The sequence below is a fragment of the Pseudomonas sp. NBRC 111143 genome (assembly GCF_001320965.1).
In the GTDB taxonomy this organism is placed as follows: domain Bacteria; phylum Pseudomonadota; class Gammaproteobacteria; order Pseudomonadales; family Pseudomonadaceae; genus Aquipseudomonas; species Aquipseudomonas machongensis.
The window spans coordinates 43,346-65,152 of the sequence record NZ_BCBT01000033.1 but is presented as its reverse complement, the minus strand read 5'-3'; the positions used below and the strand labels follow the sequence as shown (position 1 = coordinate 65,152).

Annotated in this window: 19 protein-coding genes; 8 read left to right on the top strand and 11 right to left on the bottom strand. The window is 53.7% G+C overall.

The window, feature by feature from the left end; translation table 11 throughout:
- Positions 1 to 74: 74 nt before the first annotated feature.
- Positions 75 to 1,100 carry a DNA-binding protein gene (locus APH44_RS18150; RefSeq protein WP_023383815.1) on the bottom strand — a complete coding sequence of 342 codons (1,026 nt, stop codon included), beginning with the start codon at positions 1,098 to 1,100 and terminating at the stop codon, positions 75 to 77.
- Positions 1,101 to 2,062: 962 nt separating this feature from the next.
- On the opposite strand from APH44_RS18150, the gene APH44_RS30105 reads away from it, so the two are divergent.
- The 4 genes from APH44_RS30105 (at position 2,063) to APH44_RS18130 (ending at position 6,417) form a co-directional block, all read left to right on the top strand.
- Positions 2,063 to 2,731 carry a hypothetical protein gene (locus APH44_RS30105; protein ID WP_023383816.1) on the top strand — a complete coding sequence of 223 codons (669 nt, stop codon included), beginning with the start codon at positions 2,063 to 2,065 and terminating at the stop codon, positions 2,729 to 2,731.
- Complete coding sequence (locus APH44_RS18140; RefSeq protein ID WP_054893896.1) at positions 2,728 to 3,879, top strand: tyrosine-type recombinase/integrase; 1,152 nt, start codon at positions 2,728 to 2,730, stop codon at positions 3,877 to 3,879. Before APH44_RS30105 ends, APH44_RS18140 begins: the two co-directional genes overlap by 4 nt.
- Before the next feature lie 382 nt (positions 3,880 to 4,261).
- Positions 4,262 to 5,383, top strand: coding sequence for a ParA family protein (locus APH44_RS18135; RefSeq protein ID WP_023383511.1), 1,122 nt, complete (start codon positions 4,262 to 4,264; stop codon positions 5,381 to 5,383).
- The gene (locus APH44_RS18130) at positions 5,380 to 6,417 is read left to right on the top strand and encodes a ParB/RepB/Spo0J family partition protein (protein ID WP_023383512.1); all 1,038 of its coding nucleotides are present in this window, start codon (positions 5,380 to 5,382) and stop codon (positions 6,415 to 6,417) included. The genes APH44_RS18135 and APH44_RS18130 overlap by 4 nt, the downstream gene beginning before the upstream one ends.
- Before the next feature lie 1,603 nt (positions 6,418 to 8,020).
- Here APH44_RS18130 and APH44_RS18125 read toward each other — a convergent pair.
- Positions 8,021 to 8,281 (bottom strand): xenobiotic compound monooxygenase A subunit, encoded by a 261-nt coding sequence (locus tag APH44_RS18125; RefSeq protein ID WP_023383513.1) that lies wholly within the window; start codon positions 8,279 to 8,281, stop codon positions 8,021 to 8,023.
- A gap of 356 nt (positions 8,282 to 8,637) precedes the next feature.
- Between APH44_RS18125 and APH44_RS18120 the strand changes: the two genes are divergently transcribed.
- Positions 8,638 to 9,105: a hypothetical protein gene (locus APH44_RS18120; RefSeq protein WP_023383514.1), complete on the top strand. Its 468-nt coding sequence runs from the start codon at positions 8,638 to 8,640 to the stop codon at positions 9,103 to 9,105.
- A gap of 1,770 nt (positions 9,106 to 10,875) precedes the next feature.
- Positions 10,876 to 12,339, top strand: coding sequence for a RepB family plasmid replication initiator protein (locus APH44_RS18115; RefSeq protein ID WP_175442762.1), 1,464 nt, complete (start codon positions 10,876 to 10,878; stop codon positions 12,337 to 12,339).
- A 2-nt stretch (positions 12,340 to 12,341) separates the two neighbouring features.
- Here APH44_RS18115 and APH44_RS18110 read toward each other — a convergent pair whose 3' ends face one another.
- From APH44_RS18110 to APH44_RS18100, 3 genes are all read right to left on the bottom strand, one after another.
- On the bottom strand, positions 12,342 to 13,289 hold the full coding sequence (locus tag APH44_RS18110; RefSeq protein ID WP_023383516.1) for a hypothetical protein: 948 nt from the start codon (positions 13,287 to 13,289) through the stop codon (positions 12,342 to 12,344).
- A 116-nt stretch (positions 13,290 to 13,405) separates the two neighbouring features.
- Positions 13,406 to 14,062 (bottom strand): hypothetical protein, encoded by a 657-nt coding sequence (locus APH44_RS18105; RefSeq protein ID WP_023383517.1) that lies wholly within the window; start codon positions 14,060 to 14,062, stop codon positions 13,406 to 13,408.
- Positions 14,063 to 14,078: 16 nt separating this feature from the next.
- A complete protein-coding gene (locus APH44_RS18100) occupies positions 14,079 to 14,894 on the bottom strand; it encodes an HDOD domain-containing protein (RefSeq protein ID WP_054893895.1) in 816 nt (271 codons plus the stop codon).
- 305 nt (positions 14,895 to 15,199) lie between these two features.
- Here APH44_RS18100 and APH44_RS18095 point away from each other — a divergent pair, with 305 nt between their 5' ends.
- Positions 15,200 to 15,817 carry a hypothetical protein gene (locus tag APH44_RS18095; protein ID WP_023383519.1) on the top strand — a complete coding sequence of 206 codons (618 nt, stop codon included), beginning with the start codon at positions 15,200 to 15,202 and terminating at the stop codon, positions 15,815 to 15,817.
- 37 nt (positions 15,818 to 15,854) lie between these two features.
- On the opposite strand, the gene APH44_RS18090 is transcribed toward APH44_RS18095, so the two are convergent.
- On the bottom strand, positions 15,855 to 16,178 hold the full coding sequence (locus APH44_RS18090; RefSeq protein ID WP_023383520.1) for a hypothetical protein: 324 nt from the start codon (positions 16,176 to 16,178) through the stop codon (positions 15,855 to 15,857).
- 111 nt (positions 16,179 to 16,289) lie between these two features.
- Here APH44_RS18090 and APH44_RS18085 point away from each other — a divergent pair, with 111 nt between their 5' ends.
- Positions 16,290 to 16,658, top strand: coding sequence for a histone-like nucleoid-structuring protein, MvaT/MvaU family (locus APH44_RS18085; RefSeq protein WP_023383521.1), 369 nt, complete (start codon positions 16,290 to 16,292; stop codon positions 16,656 to 16,658).
- Positions 16,659 to 16,741: 83 nt separating this feature from the next.
- On the opposite strand, the gene APH44_RS18080 is transcribed toward APH44_RS18085, so the two are convergent.
- From APH44_RS18080 to APH44_RS18065, 5 genes are all read right to left on the bottom strand, one after another.
- A complete protein-coding gene (locus APH44_RS18080) occupies positions 16,742 to 17,911 on the bottom strand; it encodes a hypothetical protein (protein WP_023383522.1) in 1,170 nt (389 codons plus the stop codon).
- A 24-nt stretch (positions 17,912 to 17,935) separates the two neighbouring features.
- Positions 17,936 to 18,220, bottom strand: coding sequence for a hypothetical protein (locus APH44_RS18075; protein WP_023383523.1), 285 nt, complete (start codon positions 18,218 to 18,220; stop codon positions 17,936 to 17,938).
- A 705-nt stretch (positions 18,221 to 18,925) separates the two neighbouring features.
- Complete coding sequence (locus APH44_RS29265; RefSeq protein ID WP_082412236.1) at positions 18,926 to 19,471, bottom strand: hypothetical protein; 546 nt, start codon at positions 19,469 to 19,471, stop codon at positions 18,926 to 18,928.
- A 91-nt stretch (positions 19,472 to 19,562) separates the two neighbouring features.
- Positions 19,563 to 20,564, bottom strand: a complete 1,002-nt coding sequence (locus tag APH44_RS18070) for a lambda-exonuclease family protein (protein WP_054893894.1) — start codon at positions 20,562 to 20,564, stop codon at positions 19,563 to 19,565.
- Positions 20,565 to 20,774: 210 nt separating this feature from the next.
- Entirely contained in the window at positions 20,775 to 21,413 is a 639-nt protein-coding gene (locus APH44_RS18065; protein WP_023383562.1) for a hypothetical protein, read from the bottom strand.
- Between the last annotated feature and the right edge of the window lie 394 nt (positions 21,414 to 21,807).

The window sequence follows — 21,807 nt, the reverse complement described above, 5'->3', positions numbered from 1 at the left end:
TTATTAAACTACCACCCTTCATCCGAAAACCACAAGAAATACTTGACAAATTGACAAAATGTCAATTCAGCAAACTATTCATCCGTGCCAGAAGCTGCTGCTTTACCACCTCTAAAGCCTTCCAGCAGAGCGGCCTGCAGGGTTCTGTTCAGTTCACGCAGCTCCTTGTTCTGTGCTTCTAGGGCGCTCAGGTTCTGTTGGGTAACCTCCAGACGACCGCGGGTCTCAGCGGCATCGTCAGTGGCCTTCGAGCGCTGAATCCGCAGCTGGTCGATGAGCGTCAAAGCTTGCTGCAGCTCCTTGCCGACCTTCTCTGTTTTGCCTCTCTCTTCATCCCGAACCCTGGCGGTCTCCATCATCAGGTGGTTTTCGGTTCTCTCAAGGTGCTCCTCCGCGGCAATCCGCGCAGTCTCGGCCTTCGCACGTGCAGACTCAGTCGCATCGTTTGCTGATTGGAGCTGCTGCTGAAGGCGCTCAAGCTCTCCGCGATGCATGTCCTGGGCACGCTCAACTACGCCACTGTGCACATCCTGCAGGCGCTTGATTTCCTCACCATGAGCCTGACTTGCGGCAGTGAGTCTCTTGTTGAGATCTGCGACCTCAGCTTGAAGTTGCCGAATATAAGCACTCGACTGATCCAGCTGATCGGTCAACCGCTCCTTGTCCGCGATGAGGCCAGCGAGCTCTCTGCTCTGGGATTCAAGGCTAGCAGTAGCTGCCCGCTCATTGTCCTGCGCCGCCTTGGCGGCATCAACGGCAGCCGCTGTCGCCGTCTCAAGCGCTTTGCGCTCAACCGCATGAGTCTCCTCGGCCGCCTTTAGAGCGACATCCCAGATCTCATCAAGCTTTTCGCACACTGCGTTTGGAACACCAGGTCTTCGCAGCCTGGCGCTCAGAATAGGGCCGGTCTCACTCCAGAACCTTTTGATTTCCTCGTTCACCAGATTGGGCGAGGCTTTGAGGTCATGGTGAATGTATATGCACTCGCGAATTTCCGCCTGGCGAACCTCGCGACCCGCATCAAGCAGCTCTCTCGCGTAAAGGTGGACAAGATCTCTGGTGCTCAGCCTTTTGTCAGATGGGAGTCCGGTGTTGGCCATGAGGCGTATCCTTGGAGATAGGGTCGGGAGACTAGGAGCCGGCGACCTCGGCGAGGGGCCAGTACGTGCCTTGGCCGCTCCTCACAGGGAGGGGGCTGGCCTTAGAGGGGAGCATACACTCACGTCTCTAAAACAACAAATTCGTATTGGATATCATACGTAACGTATCCGAAAAATGAAAAACTCGTGAATATCTCCGATTATCACGAGTTTTTTCAAGCAAGAAAAAACGCCCCTTCAAAAGCCCATCGCTATCAGTAGCTGGCTTTTCAAAGAGGCGTTTTTGATTACTCGTTAACCCCTATGAACAAAGGGGTTCTGACAAATTTGCTTGCGCTGGAGATCAAGCATCAACGTCAGCCATAAATGCGAAGCCACGGCCAAAAATGCGAAAGCAAGGCAGCACCGGATCTGCGGGGCACCATAGCTGAAACGAACCATGGACACTTTTCAAACCCTAGCACAGAGCGGCCGCAACCCGATCATTGCCCGATCAGCTGCAGAAAACCTGCTGTATTGGCAAAGCCTCACTGATGCTCCTGGGTCAAACGCCCAGGCAAAACCGTCTTGTTGAGCAGTCTGGCGCCGGCGGTGATCCAGACGTCTGAGGCATGGCTGCCAACGGCGGGAAGTAATTCGTGAACTTGGAGGATGAACGCAACGGTCCAGGAATCAGTTCCGGAAACGTCCTCAGTATTACTTCCGAGGACAGAGCCCCACGGTACCTTGCTCATAAGCCGCGGCGACCACTGGGATGTACGGACCCCGAAGACGCTCCTACGTCGATTCTGATCAATTCGCAGGGGCTAACATCACCAGATTTCACACAGGAGCACGTAAAAAATCCATCTTCTGGGCTCATCTCAGGATTCAACGGGCGCAGCCAACCTGGCTCATCCAACTACTTGATTTCATCGTTAATGCCCCTAAAATCAGGGATTTCACAACAAAAGACTTGCGCTGTGGATCAAGCCAAAAATGCAAAGATTTCTCGTGGGCTGCTGCTCCTGCGCCCTGGGAAGCTGTCCCGAGATGACTTCAAGCAACTGATCCTACATAAGGGTTGGCGCATGGCTGATGTGGCATGCCGTTGGTCAATTCGTCCAGAGCACATGAGCCGCATCGCTGCCGACGAGGACAGGGACTTCAAATGGGACGACCTGGCCCGGGCTTTACCAACGCTGAGCCCAAACGAACAGGCTGCGGTGAAAGCAGCTCGCATGGTGCTGGCGCCACCAGCCAAACGGCAGCGCAAGATCACTCAGGTGCAAGATGCACCGATCGAGGTGCCAGTAGCGGTCGCAAGCTCTGCAGCTGCTGATAAGCCCTTCACTTGGAATCATGATGACGACGAAGATGACGAAGAGTTCGCAGGGGTCGCCACAGACGGCTATCGCTGGAGGCGCTACCTATCCCGCGGTGCCGAGCTGGTCGTCGACAGCGAGATCGACAACTTTGCGACGTTCGGGTCCATTCTGGTAGTGGTTGCAACACGGGAAGGTGTCGATTCGGCTGGAGGCGTACAGGAAGAGTACCAGTGCGAAGCACCATCAGGCTCGCAGCGATGGTTCGAGCCCGATGAGATTGACGACTGGCTTGTCTACAACGGCAAAACGCGAGACTTACGATGAACACGAACACTCCAGCCATACACAGAATTCCGTACCTCCAGGCCAAGTCAGAAGTTGCGCTGCTTGATCGCGAGCCTGTCGACGTCATTGACCAGGTCGATGTGATCCAGGCAGATAACGACATCGAAGCAGCTTGGATGTGGCTCCATGCCAAAGGAACGAACCCTAAGACTAAACGGGTTATGCGGAAGGAAGTGGAGCGGTTCATCCTCTGGGCATTGCACACCCTGGGTAAACAGCTCTCCCAAATAACTGTGATGGACATCACCCAGTACATCGGCTTTATGGCTGACCCACAGCCGGCTGAGGTTTGGGTATCGCATACAAAGCACAAGCGCTCTCATCCAGACTGGAGACCGTTCGCTGGACCACTTAGCAAAGCGTCGCAGCAGTACGCCCTGATCCAGATCGGCAGCATGTACAAGTGGATGATCCAGGGTGGACGCCTTAAAGCGAACCCAGTGTCGCTCGTGGCCAAGCCCCAAGTCGACGTCGACTTGACGATCAAACGGCTGCTTCCCGAGGCAGCCATAGGCTTGGCATTTGAGGCTATCGCAGCTACAAAAAGCCCACTCAAACGAGCTCGCGACCATTTCATGTTGAGCTTGTTCTACATGACCGGCGTGCGAACGTTCGAAGCGACCGGCGCTACCATGGGCAAAATCCGGCGATCAGCAAGCGGTACTCTGTGGTTGGAGGTGCTGGGCAAACGAAACAAGGTTAGAGATGTGCCGATATCCGAAGACCTCTATGAGGACTTGTTGCAGTATCGCCACGCGTTCGGGTTGTCACGTGAGGTGCCAGTGAAGGACACAACCCCCCTCCTCCTCGCCTCGAACTCAAAGCTCAAACGCGCGCATAACGACACCATTTTGAAAGCAGTCAAAGAGATCATGCATCGTGCTGCAGCCCTGGCAATAGAGCGCAGCCAGTTCGATTTGGCCGATCGACTTGAGGAGGCCTCAACGCACTGGCTCCGCCACTCGTGCTTCAGTCACCTTGCCAAAGCTACTGGTGACCTGGTGATGATCAAGGCTCTGGCTGGTCACAGCAAAATCGAAACCACCAGTCGTTACCTGCATACGGAGGACGACGCTTTGCATGCGGGTGTCGTTCAAACCCTAAGCACCCCTCGACTACACCGGTAAATATCTCCAGGCCTCAGTGTTGTTGAATCAGTGACGGTGGCTGCCAAGGCCACCCTTCGCTGATGGCCCGGCTGCTGTGAGGGATGAAGCATCGTCCGACCATTTTCGACGAACAACTCTCATACCTGCAGTGTACGTCCTCCGCATAGAGCCCTCTCCGTTACGACGGACATCTGAGCGCCCTACCCTCGATATTTTTGTCGCTAAATCAGTTAATTACCCAAAATCATCTGGTTGACAGCGTTTTAACCCAGACACTACCAGATGACAGATTTCAGTAAGTGTTCTATCTCTATCAGGTAGAAATGCGTTTTTTCTTGTCTGACCGTATGGATTCGTATGAAAATGCGGCCATCCTACCTACCTGACCTCGGTAAACCACATGACTTCAGCTGCTGCGCCACTCGATCAGTACATCTTCACTGATTTCACTCAGCTAACCTTCACCCCACAATTTGTGGCTGAACGCTTGATGATCAGCACGCAGACACTCAAAGCCATCGAGAAGGAACACGACCTCAACATCGCACGTGTCGCACGCGGATCCGTAGAGGTCAGGAGCTACACGCTAGCTGACATGTTCCTGATTGCGTCGATTCGTCGTGCAAATGGGAACACTAAAGGGTTTTCGAGACCAATCACCTGCTCGACTTACGTCCAAAAAGGTGGGACCGCGAAAACTACCACCACTTGCAATATCGGCATCGAGTTCGCTTTGGCAGGTTTCAAGACCCTGATCATTGACAACGATCCTCAAGCCGACGTGTCCAGCATGCTGGGCTATGACCCTGACCAGACTACCGAGGAGCTTGTAGAGCTTGGCCTTCCTGCTGACAGAGCAGTAGAGGGCCACCTCGGGAACCTGATCCGTCTCGGAAACTTCCCAGAAATGACCCTGGACCAAGTGATCAAAAAACCATTTGGCGAGCACGGCCCCCACCTCATCCCAGCTTACGATTCCTTGGACGATATGGACGTTGTGCTCCGTAACGCCCAGGGTGCCGACTTCCGGTACTCACTGTTCATCGAACGAGCTCGCAAAGGTCAGCTCCCTCACTGCGACTTATCAAGCTATGATGTGATCATCATGGATAACGCACCTTCTGGAACCATGCTATCCCGGAACAGCCTGGCCGCAGCTGATTTCCTGCTGTGCCCAATCCGTATGGACAAATTCTCCTTCCGTGCGCTATCTCGACTGGCCCACAAGATCAATGAAATGAGCACCGATTTCGGTCGGGCTCCAGAGATCGTTGCAGTTCCCACCATGTACATGCGCAACCGCCCCCGCCTACAAGCGAACCTCGCTCGCTTGTCCAGTTTGTTCCCAGGGAAGGTTACGGAACAACCGCTCTTCCACTCCGAGGACTACTCGAAAAGCCTGGAAGACGGCGTACCTCTTTCCCTCTGGAAACAAGGTGGTGAGAACTCTTTGGTCGCGTTCCGCAATGTGTTCGAGGAAATGGTTGGCCGAATCAAAACAGTCCTGGAGAAGGGTAAATGAGGAGTTCTAGCCCGATCGGCAAGCCTACTGTGATCGCGCCGGCGGAGGGTTCGTCTAGCATCCAGGGCGTACATGTTCCGAAGGTTATTCCGGAAGCTAACCTCCGGCCGATGAGCGAGGTGCTCAGTTCTTTGCACCTTGATGAAGAAAGGGACAGTTCAGCGGAGCCGCTGGAACGTGCACCGGTTTCTGATGCTGATCACGTTCACCAGCCGGGCTTGGATGACATTTTCTTGAGCGGCGAGCGCTTGCCAGGCGAGGCAAAGTTCTTGCAATTGACGCTCATACGCCGCGGGAAGTATCAGCCACGCCGCAAATTTGACCCCGAGAAACTCGGCCTTCTCGCGAACACGATTGAAGATAAAGGCCTCAACAACGCGATTATCGTTCGCCCTCTTGCTGACGGTACTTACGAGCTTATTGCTGGTGAGCGCCGGTTCCTGGCTCATGAGCTGCTCCGAAAAGCCTACATCTACGCGCTCATCCGGAATCTGTCGGATGCGGAAGCGGCGATCTTGTCCGTTACGGACAACGATGCCCGGGAAGACCTTACTGAATTCGAGCGTGGTGCAAGTTACAAGAAGCTTCTCGATGACAAGGTTGTACAGTCCCAGGCGGAGTTGTCCCGCCGTGTCGGTCGAAGCATGGCCACGATCAGCCGCTGCCTTGCTTATTTCAAGTTGCCTGAGGGTGTCATTTCACTGCTGGAAGAAGATCCTGACCTGATTGGTAACAGGGTTGTCTCCGATATGGTTGCTTTGGCTGACAAGGGACATATTGAAACCGTTCTGGCCGCCGCAAACCGTATTAAAGAAGGTGCATCCCAGGACAGCGCAATCAACTGGGCCAAAGGTGAGATTCGGCGCAAGACATCACCTCAGGCCCCTGTTCCTCCGCGGCAAATCGATTACAAGGAACGCACCCAGCTGGATGCCCGTATCGATGGGCGCAAGTTGATTCTCACTCCTCCCAAAGGCATTGATCCCGCAGAGGTCCTCGCATACATCGAGGAGATGCTCAAAACGCGTAGTTAAAATCCCTTCCGCCGCCGGTCCCTCCGGCGGCAAGGCGCCCTCGCCTTTCCTTTTTTAATCCACTGATATTGTTGAGTTTTTCGTAGTTTCACTGTGAAAAGCTCGGTCTCGGATCACATCACTTCTTGTCCTCCTGGCTATTTTTCACAGTGAAAAATAACGCCCCCTCCTAGGCGTTTCACTGTGAAAAACTAGCCCCTATTCCCATCTCAACTATGTAGCAGCTCCCTCCATCAGCGCTCACTACCAACTGCGCACTGTGCAGTGTTTACTATGCAGTGCACACCTCACACTGCTCACTGCTCACTGCGCACCGCATAGCCAGCTCATTTGCTGGATGAATGAAGTCACGCCGTCATGCTTTTCACTGTGAAACGCTCTAGCAGCCCTTCTCCTAGCCAAACCATTTCACAGTTCGACGCGCTCCCGCCGATTGCTGTAATGCGGGTCGTTTCACAGTGAAAAGGTAATCGGCTTCCACCTGCTCTCTTCCTTCTCCGAGTCGTGCCCAGAAGTCTCGTTCTGCTCCTGCGATCCAGACATCACCGGCGCAGCTGGCAAGTTGCCGAGCACCGACCCATCCCCACTTTTCACGGTGAAAAGTGCGCTCGGGCACTTGGGCGGAACTCCTTACCAAGCCGGGTGCTACCGGACATCTTCTAGGAGACTCAAGTTATGAGCAGCCGACTGCCGAGTTGAATAGCCAGCGTCCAGGAATGTGCATGTTGTGAATGCCCATAGATTTCCGCCTCCCTTTTCACGGTGAAAAGACTACGGGTTGCTGGTCTGGGGTAGTGCCTGCAGATCCAAAGGAAATGGACATGAGTGATCCGACTTTGCGCGCCTGGCTTCAATCTGGCATCGAGCTTTTCACGGTGAAAAGCCGCGGCCCCCTTCATATACGGACAGGTTCCGGGTTTCTATTTCACTGTGAAAAGCTTCACCTCGGTGAGGGAACTCATGGATTCAAAACGCAGCTCAGTACGTAAACAGGTATCGAACTGTCCTGGCTTAATCAGCTCCGTGGTGCAATTCGCGCCACTGGCGGCATTCCGACGTTTTCACAGTGAAAACCCGCGGGGTGGCACACCATTACGAGCGGTTACCGCGAACTGCTCTCCACCATGCCCAACGGTCATAGGGGATGCGAGGATCGACAGGGTTAACGGCAGTGCATTAAATCCGTGCCGGCTGCTGGATCAAGCTGTGCGTTTCACAGTGAAAACACTCACAACCAAGAGCCCAGATAACGGGCCAGCTTGTTAAGAACCTGCTGCTTTTGGGTTCATACAGCGAGGGTCCCGAGTCGATGGTCATGCCATTGAGCTGTGCCCCGCTGCACGCGGTGACCACCGCCGTTGCCCGTAGCGTACTGCCCCAGGCAACGGCGGAAAGAGGCGGATCACCGGCTACCTTTGATACCGGGGCGGGTTCGGTTTGAATCAAGGCCGGCGACATGATGACGACTCTCCGGCCAGGACCAGGCGAAGCGGCTTTAAGGCACGGTCAGGGCTGTTTTCTCGCGCAGCGTTCTGCCTTCGTATTTCTCGCGGAAGCGGATCCGGCCGGCGGCGCAATTCGGGGCAGCACGTACTCGACGAAATCATCGATGCCATGGGTATAAGTGAGTGGGCGCGATGTTGACGCTATCGGCGGGTTCCTCTTCGACCCAAGCCTCCATCTTGTCGCCCACGTCCTGACCGGTGCTGACGATGGCCAGGTGCTCCTGGGCCTTCCAAGCGATGCGCTTGCACAGCTGAAGAATGCTCAGGCCTTTTCGCTGGGCGGTCTCGTAGTACATCTGCGCGGTGCTGCGCAGCCCGACGATCTCCAGGTTCGATTCCGGTACCGGGCCGTCAATCAACTCGCGTGGTCATTTCACTGTGAAACGTAGGGATGAAACGAGCTCATAAATTAGCCATTTCACAGTGAAAATCAGGCCCCCGGTCATCAAGGACTTTAGGTGAAGTGCATAGATGAACCGCCCAATTGTTCTCGCCTGCCCAACGTAACCAGTACATAGACGGTGCGTATGCTTGGCCTGGCATGGGGTCCTCCTTTGATTTGTAGAGTAGAGGGCGTGGGGCAAGCAGATCAATCTGTTACCATAGGATTCAATAAAAGTACGTTTACGTGTTATGCGTCGAATACAAAACCATGTGCTGCATAACAGCAGTGCAAGCTATGGCGCATACGCCCCCAAAAGATCAGGAGAAACGCATGTCTATTGCACTGGTATTGAGCGAAGGCTCCGGAACCATCTTCGAGAACAAGAACCGCACATCTGATGCAGCACCCGTGATGATCGGCTATATGGAGTTCCCGCTGAACAAGGAGCGCAGCCATAAGCTGAAGCTTGAGGTAGCGGTCTGGCTCAAGCAGAAGAACGGCTCGAACGAGAAGTTCTACTCACTGTCAGTAGGCGGGATCAATGCCAGCCTGTTCAAGGAAGCTGACAAGAAGGAAAAAGGTCCCGACTACGCGGGTAGCTTCGGCTTCAACCACGAAATGCGCATTGCAGGCTGGCGCAAAGACGGCGTGGATGGTGGTGCACCATTCATCAGCCTTTCGGTTACACCAAAGGTTAGACCGGTGAGCCAGCCGTCGCCAGCAGCTGACGCTGCTGCGCATGCAAACCCAGCTCAGGATGGTCTAGTGGATACAGGTGATCCTCGGTTCCAATTCTGATAACCCCAGACCCCGCTTAGCGGGGTTTTTTTTTGCCTGTTCATTTCCGCAGGCAGCTTCGAAGTCGAATCACGAGGTACTGGCCCTTCATCTCAACGGCAATGGACCTCAGCTTACTACCCAGGCTTAACCGCTGTAGGAGGGTGACTTCCGCGAAGCGGTCGAAAGCTCAAACTCTGACTGCAATTGGGCCTTCACAGCGTCATTGGCGCTCTCTGCCATATGTGACCAGGCCGCCCACAACATACGGCCCACATAATCATGCAGCCCTTCATTACTGGTCTTGGGTACCGTGTAGGCAGGCACTGCCGGCGCGAGGCCAGTCAAGACTGCAACCGATCAAGACCAGGGCCATGCTGCCCATACCCATAGAGAGAGCGTGTTCTGCGCACCTGGTTACCGCCCGGGCTTTAGCTGCGTGCGGGCTCGCTCGGTCCGACTGCCATTTAGGAGGCCTTGCCAGGCCGAGCAGATACATTATTCCCGCCAATTAGGCCGGCAACACGGCTGTTCCCGATAAGGCCACGGGCACTCTGGCAATGGTGTCCTATTCCCCCGTTATCGCCCATGCTCGTTCCATCAGACGCAGCATGAGCCTGACATCTTGTTTCGTAGCCTGGTCGACTCGATCGCCCCCCTTTTTCTCTCTGTCATGGCTCAAGTGACCCAGGGCTCTTGATCGAGGTGACCTGCTGGGACCGCCTGCAGTGTTTTCACGTGAAAACCTCATGCCGCCAATTGTGCCATGGCTAGAGGTGGCGTCCTTCGTAGGCGCGGACCTCCCTGGACCTGGCTGTCTGATCACAGGGCGAAACAGCGAAATGTGCCATCTCTAGAGGCACGACAGATCGAAATTGCCCAAATGTGCCATGGTTAGTGGGCAAAATTGGGAAGCCGTCCGAAATGTGCCATCTCTAGATGAGGTAAGGGCAGTGGCCACCCAGCCAAATGTGCCACGCTTCGAGTGTCTCCCCATCAGTCTTATGCCACTTTTCACAGTGAAAACTATATCAACGATGCCGATCGCGGGCTTCGTTCAACTAGTTCAAACAGGTTGAGTCATTATGCGTCGTGGCAATCCACTATTAGGGGGGGCTAAGGGGGGAGTCGCACCTCCCTAGAACATCAATTGTGCCATCGTCAGGGGGAGGAGGGGTTCTGTAGGTGTCTGATAAGGCTGAAGAAACGAAATGTGCCATTGTTAGAGCACTGCTAAAGCAATTTCGGCAGATCGCTGCGTTCGTGTGCCACGAATCGTGCTGAAGAGTGCCATCGTTAGGGAGGGTGCCGATGCGAAATCGATCATCAGTAATGGCTGGAAAGCCCGTATTTACTGGGATTGGCCCAATTGTGCCATTGCTAGGAAGCCACAGGCCTACCAGTGGCACAATTCACGAGATCGCCTAGCGATGGCACAGTACGGGTCTAAAGGTGGCACATGTTTCTAAGGATGGCACCGGAGCCATCTACCGCCGGCACATTAGTCTCGGAGGATGGCACTGTTTCCCCTGGAGATGGCACAGAAAAATGGCTAGAGCCCTTGTGTATCAAGGGTTTGAGTGATTCACTAACAAAGCTTTAAAAAAGCAGTGAAAACAGAAACAAGCTGTTGTAGGTTTTTTGCTATCGCTTTTTTGAGTCAAAAGCGAAGGGCAAAAGCGGTACCTAGGGATGGCACAATTGGGCACTGACGTTGGAACCGTATTTTCGTTGACCAGAAGTCATACGTTCGAGTAATGTGCCACCACAGTCACCGATGGCACAATTCACATGGACTCAGAAACCCCCACACCGCGAGCTCCGAGAGCAAAGCGTACAGCCGGAGCGACAACGGATACCAGTCCAGCTAAACGCAAGAGGGCACCCAAGCTCCAGGTCGTTCGTGATGTAGAGCCATCCAAAGCCGTAGAGCTGAAAAAGGCAACCGAAGCCCTCTCGATGCGAAACGTCTCTGCCGCCAGTGACTTCACATTCCTTCAGCGAAAACTCTACAACACCCTCCTTCAATTCGCCCAGCAGCGGCCGAGAGAGGAGATGGTTCATGAGATCCCGATCAAACAGGTCGAGGACAACATTGGACACACCACGTCGAACAGCCGTGATTACCTCAAGAAGGTACTCGTGAGCATGTCTCAGACCCAGGTGGAGTTTGACTACAAGGGTGAAAGCCCTGGGCGCAAGAGCGAATGGGGCATCGCAAACCTGATCGCTGAAGCCTACATCTTGGAAGATGGCCAGACCCTTCGCTTTTCGTTCCCACCGGATCTGAAACGCCGGCTACTCGACCCAGCGATCTTCAACTTGATCGACTTGCGGATGCAGTACCACTTCTCCAGCTTCTCTGCTCTCACTCTGCACGAGATCACGTCTCGCTACCTCGGCTCACCCATGGGAGAGACGTACCGTGCACATTGGTCTGAGTGGAGCGTTGTGCTGTCAGGATCTGCTACGCCACATGCCGAATTTCGCGACTTCAACAAAATGCTGGGTCGCGCAATCGACCAGGTCAACAGCATTGAACGCAGATTCCGCATCTCACCGCACGTCACAAAGCTAAACCGGAAGATGGACAAGCTTTGGTTCAAGCTGGAGACACTGATTCAGCCTGGCCTAGACCTTGGACCATCACCAGAGCTGGTTAGCCAGGACGTGTCAAAGCGCCTTAAAGCACTGTCCTTGAGTCAAAAAGATATCGATGAGCTTGGCATGACTCACGATGAAGAGTACCTGCTTGCGCAAGCTGACTACACCGAGGCACAGATGCGCAAGGAAGGGGCTAACGTTGCAAGTCCAGCGGCATATTTCAAGGCTGCAGTAGCCAACAACTACGCCAAGGCGCCAACTCAACAGAAGGCCGCGGAACCAGGCAGGGGCAAAAAGCCAGCCGCCTCTAAAACCGGTGAGAAGTCGAAGCCGGCGCAGGCGCCATCGCAAGCGCCGAAAGCAGCACCATCGAACCAAATGGCAGACCTGCTGGAGCAGTGGGGAGCAGCTCAGCGTGAAGCTATTCGCGCCCAGTTCATGGAACTGTCGGACGAGCAGAAGAAAGAGCTTGCGGAGAAATATGAGACCGAGCTGCGCAAAGACGATCTGGCCTACTCGCAATACCGGTCGAAGGGTTTGAACACGATGGTGATCAATTGCTTGGTAGCGATCCAGTTCCAGGAGCGTTTCCCTGAGACCCCAAGCTCGGAAACACTCCTGCAATTCTTGCTGGGTGGAGCGAAGATCTAAAGCTATCTGTGGCCGTTCGAGGACGGCTGCGGGGCTATCTGTGCGGTGCGCTGGACAATGTTCAACAGCGTATCAGCGGAGAGGAAAGGGGAGTTCTTCAGCATCTGCTCAATGAGCAGAGTCACCACGCCAAAGCAGTCGCCTGGCCCGATAGGCACCGATCGAGGTGGCCGGCCTTTCGTATTCACTGAGAGAAAAACCTTCCCGGGCTGATTCTCGATCGTGAACCACTTTTCGTTTTGTGCACCATGCCCTTTCCCATCAAACTTTGTCTGCATTTGCATGAAGGTCGCCAGCACGCCAGGCAGCTCGCGTCCAGATAGCTGAATGCTGATCTTGTCAGACCAGTTGAATCTCTTGGATGCGGTCGACTCCGCGGCTTCGATCCTAATCGTGTGCTCACCGCCCCTGGTCATATCGGACTGGAAGCAAACGGCGACCTTTCCGCCGTACACGTGCCGAGTAACAAAGGTCTTCTCGCCTGCAGGCTCGCAGGCATTGTCGGAAGTGACAGGCTCCTCGGCAGCCTCAATATCCGCAGCTTCGATCAGCACCTCTGGTTCCAGGGATGCACTGTGCTGCGAATGAGCGTTCCGGTAGATTTCGCACAGAGACTGACCAACATCTGAGTCTACGTAACCACCATTGGCCCATTGTTTGAGATCTTGAGAGAACTGCGGGCCCTCGGATTTCCCAATGCTGATCAGCACTGGGAGGGATGGTTGTGGGAGCTTGGCCTGGAGGATGCGCTCGGTACACCCTGGTAGAATCGTGAAGAAAACTCCACGAAGATAGTGCAGGGCTGAGTTGTCGCCGGCTTTTGCCCGATCGATCGCGTCGGTGAGGTCATCACCCTCTGATTTGTAAACCTCATCGAGCACTTCGATGTCGGGTGCAGGAATTCGCAAACTAGAGAGCTTGGCAGATGCAGACTGGGCATCGAAACGCATAAAGAAGAACCCTTGGCTCAGTAAAATACCGTTCGTAGCCTTACGGATACTAGCAATAGGGTCTTTTCTTATCAATACGTGTTATATCCCATTTGGGAATAACTACGCAAAAGATACTACAGGATGTCTATATCCAGGGCTTTGTTTAGCTCGTCTTCAATGTCGACGGAGCAGCCATCCAGCTGGAAATCAGATTTCGCCAGTACGCCCAACGCCATCATGATCACTGGGGTTCCGAGATCAATACGCTTTGCTACGATCCTGATAGCAGCAAGATCGCGGAGGGAGGGCTTAGGGCGACCTGTGCGCCACGAGTTGAGCGTCTCATACGGCACATCGATTTTCTCGGCGGCCTCCTTCAGGTCTTCTGACCAAGTGGCTGCGATCAGTTCATCCAGAATGAAAATCGGGGATGAGGCGACGTCTGCCTTCGTGACCTCTTCGAAATAGGCCGCGGTCTCATGGCTCTGGCTGACAGCTTTCGAATTGAACACCGCTGACTGCTGAATCAGACAGTAGTCCGACCAGCGAAAAACGTCCGCCATCTGCAGAACTCGGAACCCCGAGCAATGAAGAAATGCAGCAATAAGGTCGATTCGTTTTCGATCCAGTACGTCATGGAGGGGGCGCGGTTTGGCTTTTGACTCATCCCCAAAACAACTGGCCAGCGTGTCTGCGGTGAAACCACAGGCCTTGCTAGCCTCTTGGAAGGGGAGCGATAGCAGTTCAGATCTATCGATTATGGCCTGATATAGGCGGAGCCCTGGGTTCACTACAAATCCTTCTCTCTTAACCGATCATCAGCACTGATTCAGACACACGTTGTCGGCAGCTATCCAACAAATCATGAGAGAGGCCAAGAGATTTTGCTATCTCTGGGTCCACCCAGTCTGCGAGTGATGATCTATCCAACCCCATAACCACGCCATAAGCATAGGTCGAGGATACTGATAGCAATTGGCCAAGGATATCGGGTAGGGGGGATCTATTGGAATACGTGAGCAACGCTTTTTGGATTGGGGTCGGGAATTTCCAGCGCTTCAGCAGCTCTGCTCCAACCTCAGCATTGTCAAATCCAAGCTGCGCCTGCTCGACAGGACGCCGGCCGACAAGATCGAATGCATCAACGGATTGAACTACAGTGCAGGCTTCATCGGGCATTACCAGGTGAATGAGTAGAGCGCCTATGCCTTGCATCAAACCCGTAGTGAAAGCGATATCCCGTTCTGCACCTATGCTCTCCGCCAGGGCAGATGCCATGAACGCAGTATGCAAACCCATTTTCCAGTAGGTCGGCATATCAATGCCTGGTGCGTCCGGCAGCGCCTTCAGTAGGCCAGTCGTGATAATGGTGGTACGGAAGTTGTGTATGCCAATTGTAGATATGGCATCTTCGAGACGGGAGACAGTTCCGCTGCGTCCGAAATAAGCAGAGTTGGCCGTGCGTAGTACTTTTGCGGCGAGAGCCTGGTCAAGGCTCACTGCTTTCACAATGCTGGACAACGGCACTGAGAGATCCCTAGACATCGCTAGTAGCTCCATAACCACCGAAGAGATCGTGGGTAAGGCTGCGGGATTCTTGAATATTTTTGCTAGGGCTTTCATAAAAAGTCTCAGTGAAATTTTGAGCCATCTATCCGTAGGTAGAAATTCAAATTGTAACGTCTTGAACAGGCACGGTCATTAATGATTCAAGAATTGGAAACCTGCGCCGATAGTGTCAAATGGCCAAAAAAAAGTAATTTCAGCAATCCGTAACGCGGAGATGTACGTCACCTGTATTGATTAAATTTTGATAGTATTTTTCGTTATTGGTTCGTGATTTCATCTTACACACGCATGTGACACATCCCCTGAGGCAAGGCAGTTAGGCGAAAAGCCTCAACAGCACACTCTTTCAGGAGACCCACATGATTTCGTACCCACAACATAATCAAGCGCAAACTCGTTCCCTGCTGATTTCCGGACTGTTCCCCAATGGGGAGCCGTTCGCGGAAGAGGTCCAAGCCGATTCTTCCTACGTAGCCCAGATCAAGGTGCTCGCCCAGTGTCGCTATAGCGATCTGGGTGGTGACCTGGATGTCACCGGGCTGACAGATGCTGCCACTGGGTCATCTGTACAGGACTCGCTACTGTCGGCCAAGCAGGACCTCCTCAGCGAAGTAGAGGCTGTCGAGTATGTGATTCACACCGTTCAAAATTCCCTCAATAATGGCCGCACGTTTTCAGCTGGTTCCACCAGCGAGTTGCGCGCTTACGTTGAGTTCTTCGACCTCATCCTATCCGAGGCCCCTCATGCGTTTGACGGGCTATGCTCCGGCGATCGGGTGGCAGATGATGAGGAAATCACCCTTGATTTCGAAGATTCCAGTTCCGCTGAGTTTGCGCTCGTGCCGGCAGATGCTTTGCTGACGCTGGCCACCTTGGCGCTGGGGGAGGGGAGGGCTGTTGCCGCTTATCAGGTACTGACGATGGCGAGCATCACCCGTGTTGCATTGAGCAAGGCCTGCATTCGGGCCTTGGTGTAAAAAAGACCTTCTGGATACCCTCCAGAAGGTCTTTTTTTTACCACTGCATTTTCAGTTGGTGTAGCTCACTGATGCGCGCATGCAACTGGTCCTGGAAGTGAGCTACCTGGCCTCTCAGAAGCACCCAAATGCTCGTAAAGCAGTCACCCTCTACCCAGCCTGCCCTTGCTGGATCAACGATGCAGCTGATGGTGCCGGTGAGGTCGGATGCAATGAAGCTCAACCAAGTCTCCCCCTCAATGAGTGCGCTCTTGGGTGGCTCTGAAATCAAGTAGACGCCCTCGAAGTTACGGCCGGCAAGCAGTGTTGCAATGTGGTGGTGGCGGCCGCTTTCTGCGTACTCATCAGCGTTGCAAATCATGGAATTTCCGTCGACTCAGTAGAAAAAGAACAGCACCTAGGGTATAGTAATTTTTATGCAAATTAGTTATAGATACTTGTTTGCTGAATTGCACACCAATGAGGATTACGCATGAGCAAGTTGGCTGAATTTCGTGCTGCAGAGAAAGCACTGCAAGAGCAACTTTCTGCTTTGGAAGCGCTGAAAAATGATTCAGGGCTGCAACGTGAGATTGAGTTCGAAGAAAAGCTCAAAAGCCTGATGGAAGAGTACGGCGCGAATTTGGGCAAGGTCATCGCCATACTTGACCCGGCTTCAAGTCTGCGCAAAATCAATGCACGGCCAGAAGCCGATCGTCAGCAACGTAAGCCACGTGAGGTCAAGGTCTATAAAAATCCCCACACCGGTGAGACTATCGAGACCAAAGGCGGCAATCACCGCCAGCTGAAAGAGTGGAAAACTCAGTATGGTGGTGACGTCGTCGAATCCTGGAAAAGCTAAGCCCCATTAGCTCTTCACAAAACCGGCTTCTGCAGCCGGTTTTTTTTCGTCCAAAAAAAACCCGCATAGATGCGGGTTCTTATTTAAGTGCGCTCTGCTTGAAGCCGCTGCTCTACAGCTTTTCTCATGCGCATTTCGTAGTCGATCCGCTGCTCATAACGAGCCAGGGCCGTTGCATCGGGTTTGGTCTCGTTGTTGCGCCACCGGTAGATCGTCATTTTGGTCACCCCAAGTATGGTGGCCATGTCTTCGTCTTTCTCGGTATCGATGGCGAGGCGAGTCATCCATTCAGCCAAGATGACGTTCATGTCCCGGTCGAAACGCAAAAGGCGTTCTCTCCGGTGCGGCTCCTCTGCCAGAAGACCCCGAGCCTTTTCCATTACCTCCGTGGGCACCGACGCAGTCCGGCCATAGATGTAGGAGGAGAGTCGAGGGAGACCGATGCCCAGGGCAAAGGCGTAGTCTTGATTGCGTAGGCCCAGGTCAGAGCCGATCTTCACCAGTTCTTGCTGATCAACCGAAAGCTCGGCCCGGCTTCCGCCGCGGGGACGCTTCACACCAGCATCAGCTGGCTTGGATCGCGATGAAGTGTCCGTATCGTTTTCTTGGTCGTCCGTAGGCTGAGGTTGTACAAGGCGTACCATTGGATCTTGATCCATGGCATAGATGCCGGAACTGGCCACTGTTTGTTCTCCGTTGATCACCCGTTTAAGTGCTGCGGCCATTTTAATGGTGGCAGCTTCTGTATCGATATCTCGATCGTGGTCTACTTCTACCTGGTCGGCTAGACCGACTTGCTCCAGTTCCTCACCCTTCTCTTGCATGTCCTCGATGGAGCGATGATTGATCATCAGCTTCTGGCGATCTCGCAGGACTTCTCGGCTGACGTTGTGCGCCACAGCGTACACAACCGCATAGACGGCATCCTGATCTTCAATCTTAGCCAGCATAGAGCCGAAGAAGACTTCCAGCGTCCTTTGCAGGACCTCTTCAAAGTCGCTGAGTTCGCACTTGTTTTGACGGAGCTTGACCCTGCAGATTTTGCGAACGCGCTCATCGCGATCCATCTCGAAGGCCAGACGGTTCACAAACTTGCGTGAGCGGTCCACATTCGAGATGTAAGTCCCGCACAGCTTTTCAAAGGTCGAGGGGGGGCCGGATGGCTCGGAGGGGGGGAGTGACTCGATGTCGGTGTCTTGCACAAGCCCTGAAGCAGTCTCTTGCTCCAGGGCATCAATCTTTTCTACTGCCATAAAGGGCTCGTTGATTTATCCAACCTACGCAGCCACGGTATCCACAGATCGGTCCAGTTGAGGGAGAGCGACACTCCTGAATTGCGCCAGCGAACTGGACACATCGAGGAGGACATTGATGCCGGCGGCCAAGATCTCAGTCTTGATCTCAGGGTAGGCACTCATCGCGTGCTCGATCCGCTCACCTACTTTTCGGATCTGGTCCGCTTGGCTTAGATCATCCACCCCGAACACTGTGCTGGGGTTCTGACCAGGTTCCACACCAAGGGCGTCCAGGCCGATTTCGATTGGGGAGTACTCGTGGATCATGAAGCATTACCTCTGGTAGCGACCGCATAAGGTCGCTTTTATTGATTATACGTACGTGACAGAGAACGTCAATCAAATCCATAACGCGTAAGTGGAAGACTGGTCCGTTTCAAATCGTTGTACTGTGCATTACGCAGGCATGTGATTGGTGATGCAGGGGCGAGTGATCAGATGCAGGTAGCCTGGATTGCCCGCTCGAAGCCGGACAATGCCGCGTGAACCTCAGTCATATCTGATGCAAATGTTGACGCGATAACGACGCCAGCCAGAAGAATTTCAGTCTTGGCTTCTGGGAAGTCTGTCATTGCTTTGAGCATGCACTTGGATGCGCATTTGTTAGAGCAGCTTTTATTGAATCGTGGGCAGTGCGGTTTGCCATCGGTTGAGAGGCAACCCAGCGACGAAAGACCGATTTCCGTAGCTCCCTGGTATGTGTCAAAGCTGAAAGACATGCTGTGTCCCTAATTCCTATCTAGTCCGTTGATTGGCGATGCGGGACAAATTATAGGGACGTGTTGTTATGAGGGTCAACAAATCGGCGCCAGAAAAGTTCCCTAAAAAGTGCGGTTTAATGCGTGCAAAATTTGGTCTGCACGATTTTTCGTATGCAAAAATGCAGCTCAGGCCTTGGGTGGGTGAAGTGTAATCTATTTGATGAATAAAAAAACCAGCGCCTTAAATAAGGCGCTGGTTTATGTGATGCAGTTAAAGAAAGACGTCTCCATCAGGAACAATGAGAATGTCTTCTAACGTGTCTACTATGCGGGTTTGATCTTCGAACAGGTCGCCCATGGATCCAATAGTAGGAGCTACATTTTCCGGGATCAGTTGCTTGACCCTTTTGGCTACGAGTGCACATTGCACGGGTTTTGGCCGCTGTTTACTGGTGGGTGGACTGATGCCGTTTCCTTGAGGAAGATTCTTGAGATGTGCATCGTTTCTTCTTTTAGGTGGGTGCGGAATGTCGCTAAGGTCATACGCCTTCGGCGTATCCCGCTTGCCTTTAGTCTGTCCTGTACGTTCGTGGTCGTATGTCCGTTTTGGTTTAAATGAAGCATTGTCACTTTTGGTATGAATAACCGGCCAATATGTGAAGCTTCCTGTTTTCCACCAAGCAATCACTGGTACACATATAACAAACGTCAATGTGAATAGCGCTAGCTTATGCGATGCACCCGTAGCCGCCACCAACGCGGTGTAGATACAAACTACTACAAGCCACGCGGATACATGCCTATTGATACGTTTCATTTGGTCTCCCAGGTTCGCTTTATGAGAGGGGATGCCGCACACGCCTGTGCAAAACAGGCAAAAAAAACCCCCGTTTCCGGGGGGTGTAGCGTTAGAAGATGAACTCCTTCCTCAAGGTTTGTACCGCTGGTTTAGGTGCTGGCTGTCCAGTTTGCACGGTGGGGGATACCGATTGAGGCAAAGTCGCCGCCGGCAAGTTAGGCATCGTCAGGGGTGCATTGAACTGATCACGAACAGTCACATGTTCTACAGAGGGTTTCCTGTAGACATCGATTTGGCTTTCAGTCAGGTCTACGCCGTGTGCTTTGAGCAAGGCGCGCCAGTCGACAGATCCTTTACGTGTGGAAAGGTGAACAGAGACACCTTCACTTTCATGTCGCTTGCGGCCTGGCGGCATCTGAGAGAGCAGCACAGCTCGGGCTGCTTCCTCTCGCGCTGTGGCTTCCTGAAATTGCCGGTTTGACAGCCGCCAGGCGGCCGCTGCGGCTTCCCATTCATCTGTACTCCATTTGCCTGTTTGGAGCCGGTGCCAGAAGTCGAGCTCGCCTTTAAGTATTTGATCGATCCGCTTCTGGTTACGCGGGACTTTGAGCAGCACGCCTTTAGACCCATCGAATGAGTAGTAGTGGGCGAAGCTGGCTTCAGCAACAAAGATCTGGTGCTGAACCTGGTCCACATACTCCGGTGGGACGATTCCTTTGAGAGCAAGCCCATGAGCTGTATCCCCTGGACATTTGATCTCGACCGGTATCCCCAGAAAGGGATTGAACCCGTCTAGCGATGCCCTGATAAATGGGATCGAGTCACTCTCGGCAATGATGGGCGTAACCGTGGTACCGGTGTGCTTTTCATAAGCCGCCCTAGCTATGGGTTCCAGCTGATGACCCCTGGCTCGAATACGATCGACGTAGGGGTTTGGCGGCGGGGGAGGCCCGATGCCCAGGCGGAGTCTGAAAAGCTCATATGAACTGCGGAATTTTGACGTGCCCATGATCTGGGGCGCCTCGCTAGCTCCGATTCCCTCACGACGCCATGCAAACCAAGCAGCGGAGTTTTGCTGAGCAGCTGGACCCGTGATGATGCGCATTGCCATATCGCAATCTCCTCTAAAAGTGACCTGCACCGGAACAGTGGAAGGCCTGATAACGGGAGATGCGTAACGTTCTTGCAGAAACTAGATGCCTTGGACTGGCGTCAGTGAGAGGGGGATTTAAGTAAGGAAGGTCTGAGGAGAAGGGACTGGAGCAATGGTGCTAACCTTGAAGACCGGCTGCTAGGCAGCCGGTAGCGTACAACAGCGGTGTTACTCGCCGATCCTCATCGTGCGGGGAAGGCCCAGCATGGCGTTCTGCATACGGAGATCATTCAGCGAGATCGAGGGGTCTGAAGTCGCTGCAGCTGAACTGGCGCAACCCCGGCCGGTTAAGCAAACCGTGTGAATCACCAGGTTCGTCCCCGCGAGCTTGTCGACGTTCTGGCCGCTGGTGGTCTGTGCTGCATCGGATGCTGCGGTTAGGCCTGAGGCGACGTTGTTCCCAACCATCCCAGAGTCGGTGCAATTGTTCAGCAGTGAGCAGGTCGCGAGGGATACAGCCAGAGAGGCACCCGTGGCAACAGCATTGCCCACTGCTGTGTGAGCTTCCTTGTACTGTGAGGCTGGGCCCGCATAGACCTCGCTGATTGTGTACGTGACCTTGGCATCACCCGCAGTCTGGTTGTAGCCAGCTTTCTTGAGAGCGTCATTCACATACGCTGTCATGTCACCAAGGGCGGCGTCCTCGGTCACGGCCTTGACAGGCACACCCTCTACCAGGCGCCCGTTGATCTGTGCTGCTTGAACGCGCACCGGGCCTTTCTCAACGGTGATTGGCTTCGCTGCACAACCAGGTAAGGCGATGATGACGCAGGTGGCAGCTAATGCCGCGATTGCTTTATGGATCACGTGAGCCTCAGGGGGTTGAATAACATGTAACTATAATACTGATGGGTGGCCATGGAGGCTAGTGGCAAAATGCTCATGCAGATGGGGCCGGGGCTGCCGGCGGCGCAAATAGCCATCTGCGTTAGTTGCGAATCGCTGCACCGCTAGTCGTCTCAACGAGCTGCAGGAGGGGGATCGGCTAAAATTTCTGGTAGTGCGGAGAGGTAGAGTAGGCCATGAACAATAACGTCTTCCACAGCGCCACCATCAGGGGTCAGCTTTTCGAGGCCTCAATGATTTACGAAGGCCCCTGGATTTCATTAATCACCCCACGGTCGGCCGTCCATGATGGTGTGCACCTCGGGGTGTGCAACATCGTTCAGTTCGATCCTACTAGCTATAGGTGCCATGGGTT

Coding starts and splice junctions, on each gene's coding strand:
- APH44_RS18075 (WP_023383523.1), bottom strand. CDS start 18,220: ATGATCCACGAGTACTCCCCAATCGAAATCGGCCTGGACGCCCTTGGT.
- APH44_RS29265 (WP_082412236.1), bottom strand. CDS start 19,471: ATGAAACGTATCAATAGGCATGTATCCGCGTGGCTTGTAGTAGTTTGT.
- APH44_RS18080 (WP_023383522.1), bottom strand. CDS start 17,911: ATGGCAGTAGAAAAGATTGATGCCCTGGAGCAAGAGACTGCTTCAGGG.
- APH44_RS18095 (WP_023383519.1), top strand. CDS start 15,200: ATGATTTCGTACCCACAACATAATCAAGCGCAAACTCGTTCCCTGCTG.
- APH44_RS18115 (WP_175442762.1), top strand. CDS start 10,876: ATGGACTCAGAAACCCCCACACCGCGAGCTCCGAGAGCAAAGCGTACA.
- APH44_RS18110 (WP_023383516.1), bottom strand. CDS start 13,289: ATGCGTTTCGATGCCCAGTCTGCATCTGCCAAGCTCTCTAGTTTGCGA.
- APH44_RS18140 (WP_054893896.1), top strand. CDS start 2,728: ATGAACACGAACACTCCAGCCATACACAGAATTCCGTACCTCCAGGCC.
- APH44_RS18090 (WP_023383520.1), bottom strand. CDS start 16,178: ATGATTTGCAACGCTGATGAGTACGCAGAAAGCGGCCGCCACCACCAC.
- APH44_RS18135 (WP_023383511.1), top strand. CDS start 4,262: ATGACTTCAGCTGCTGCGCCACTCGATCAGTACATCTTCACTGATTTC.
- APH44_RS18150 (WP_023383815.1), bottom strand. CDS start 1,100: ATGGCCAACACCGGACTCCCATCTGACAAAAGGCTGAGCACCAGAGAT.
- APH44_RS18070 (WP_054893894.1), bottom strand. CDS start 20,564: ATGGCAATGCGCATCATCACGGGTCCAGCTGCTCAGCAAAACTCCGCT.
- APH44_RS18100 (WP_054893895.1), bottom strand. CDS start 14,894: ATGAAAGCCCTAGCAAAAATATTCAAGAATCCCGCAGCCTTACCCACG.
- APH44_RS18120 (WP_023383514.1), top strand. CDS start 8,638: ATGTCTATTGCACTGGTATTGAGCGAAGGCTCCGGAACCATCTTCGAG.
- APH44_RS18085 (WP_023383521.1), top strand. CDS start 16,290: ATGAGCAAGTTGGCTGAATTTCGTGCTGCAGAGAAAGCACTGCAAGAG.
- APH44_RS18130 (WP_023383512.1), top strand. CDS start 5,380: ATGAGGAGTTCTAGCCCGATCGGCAAGCCTACTGTGATCGCGCCGGCG.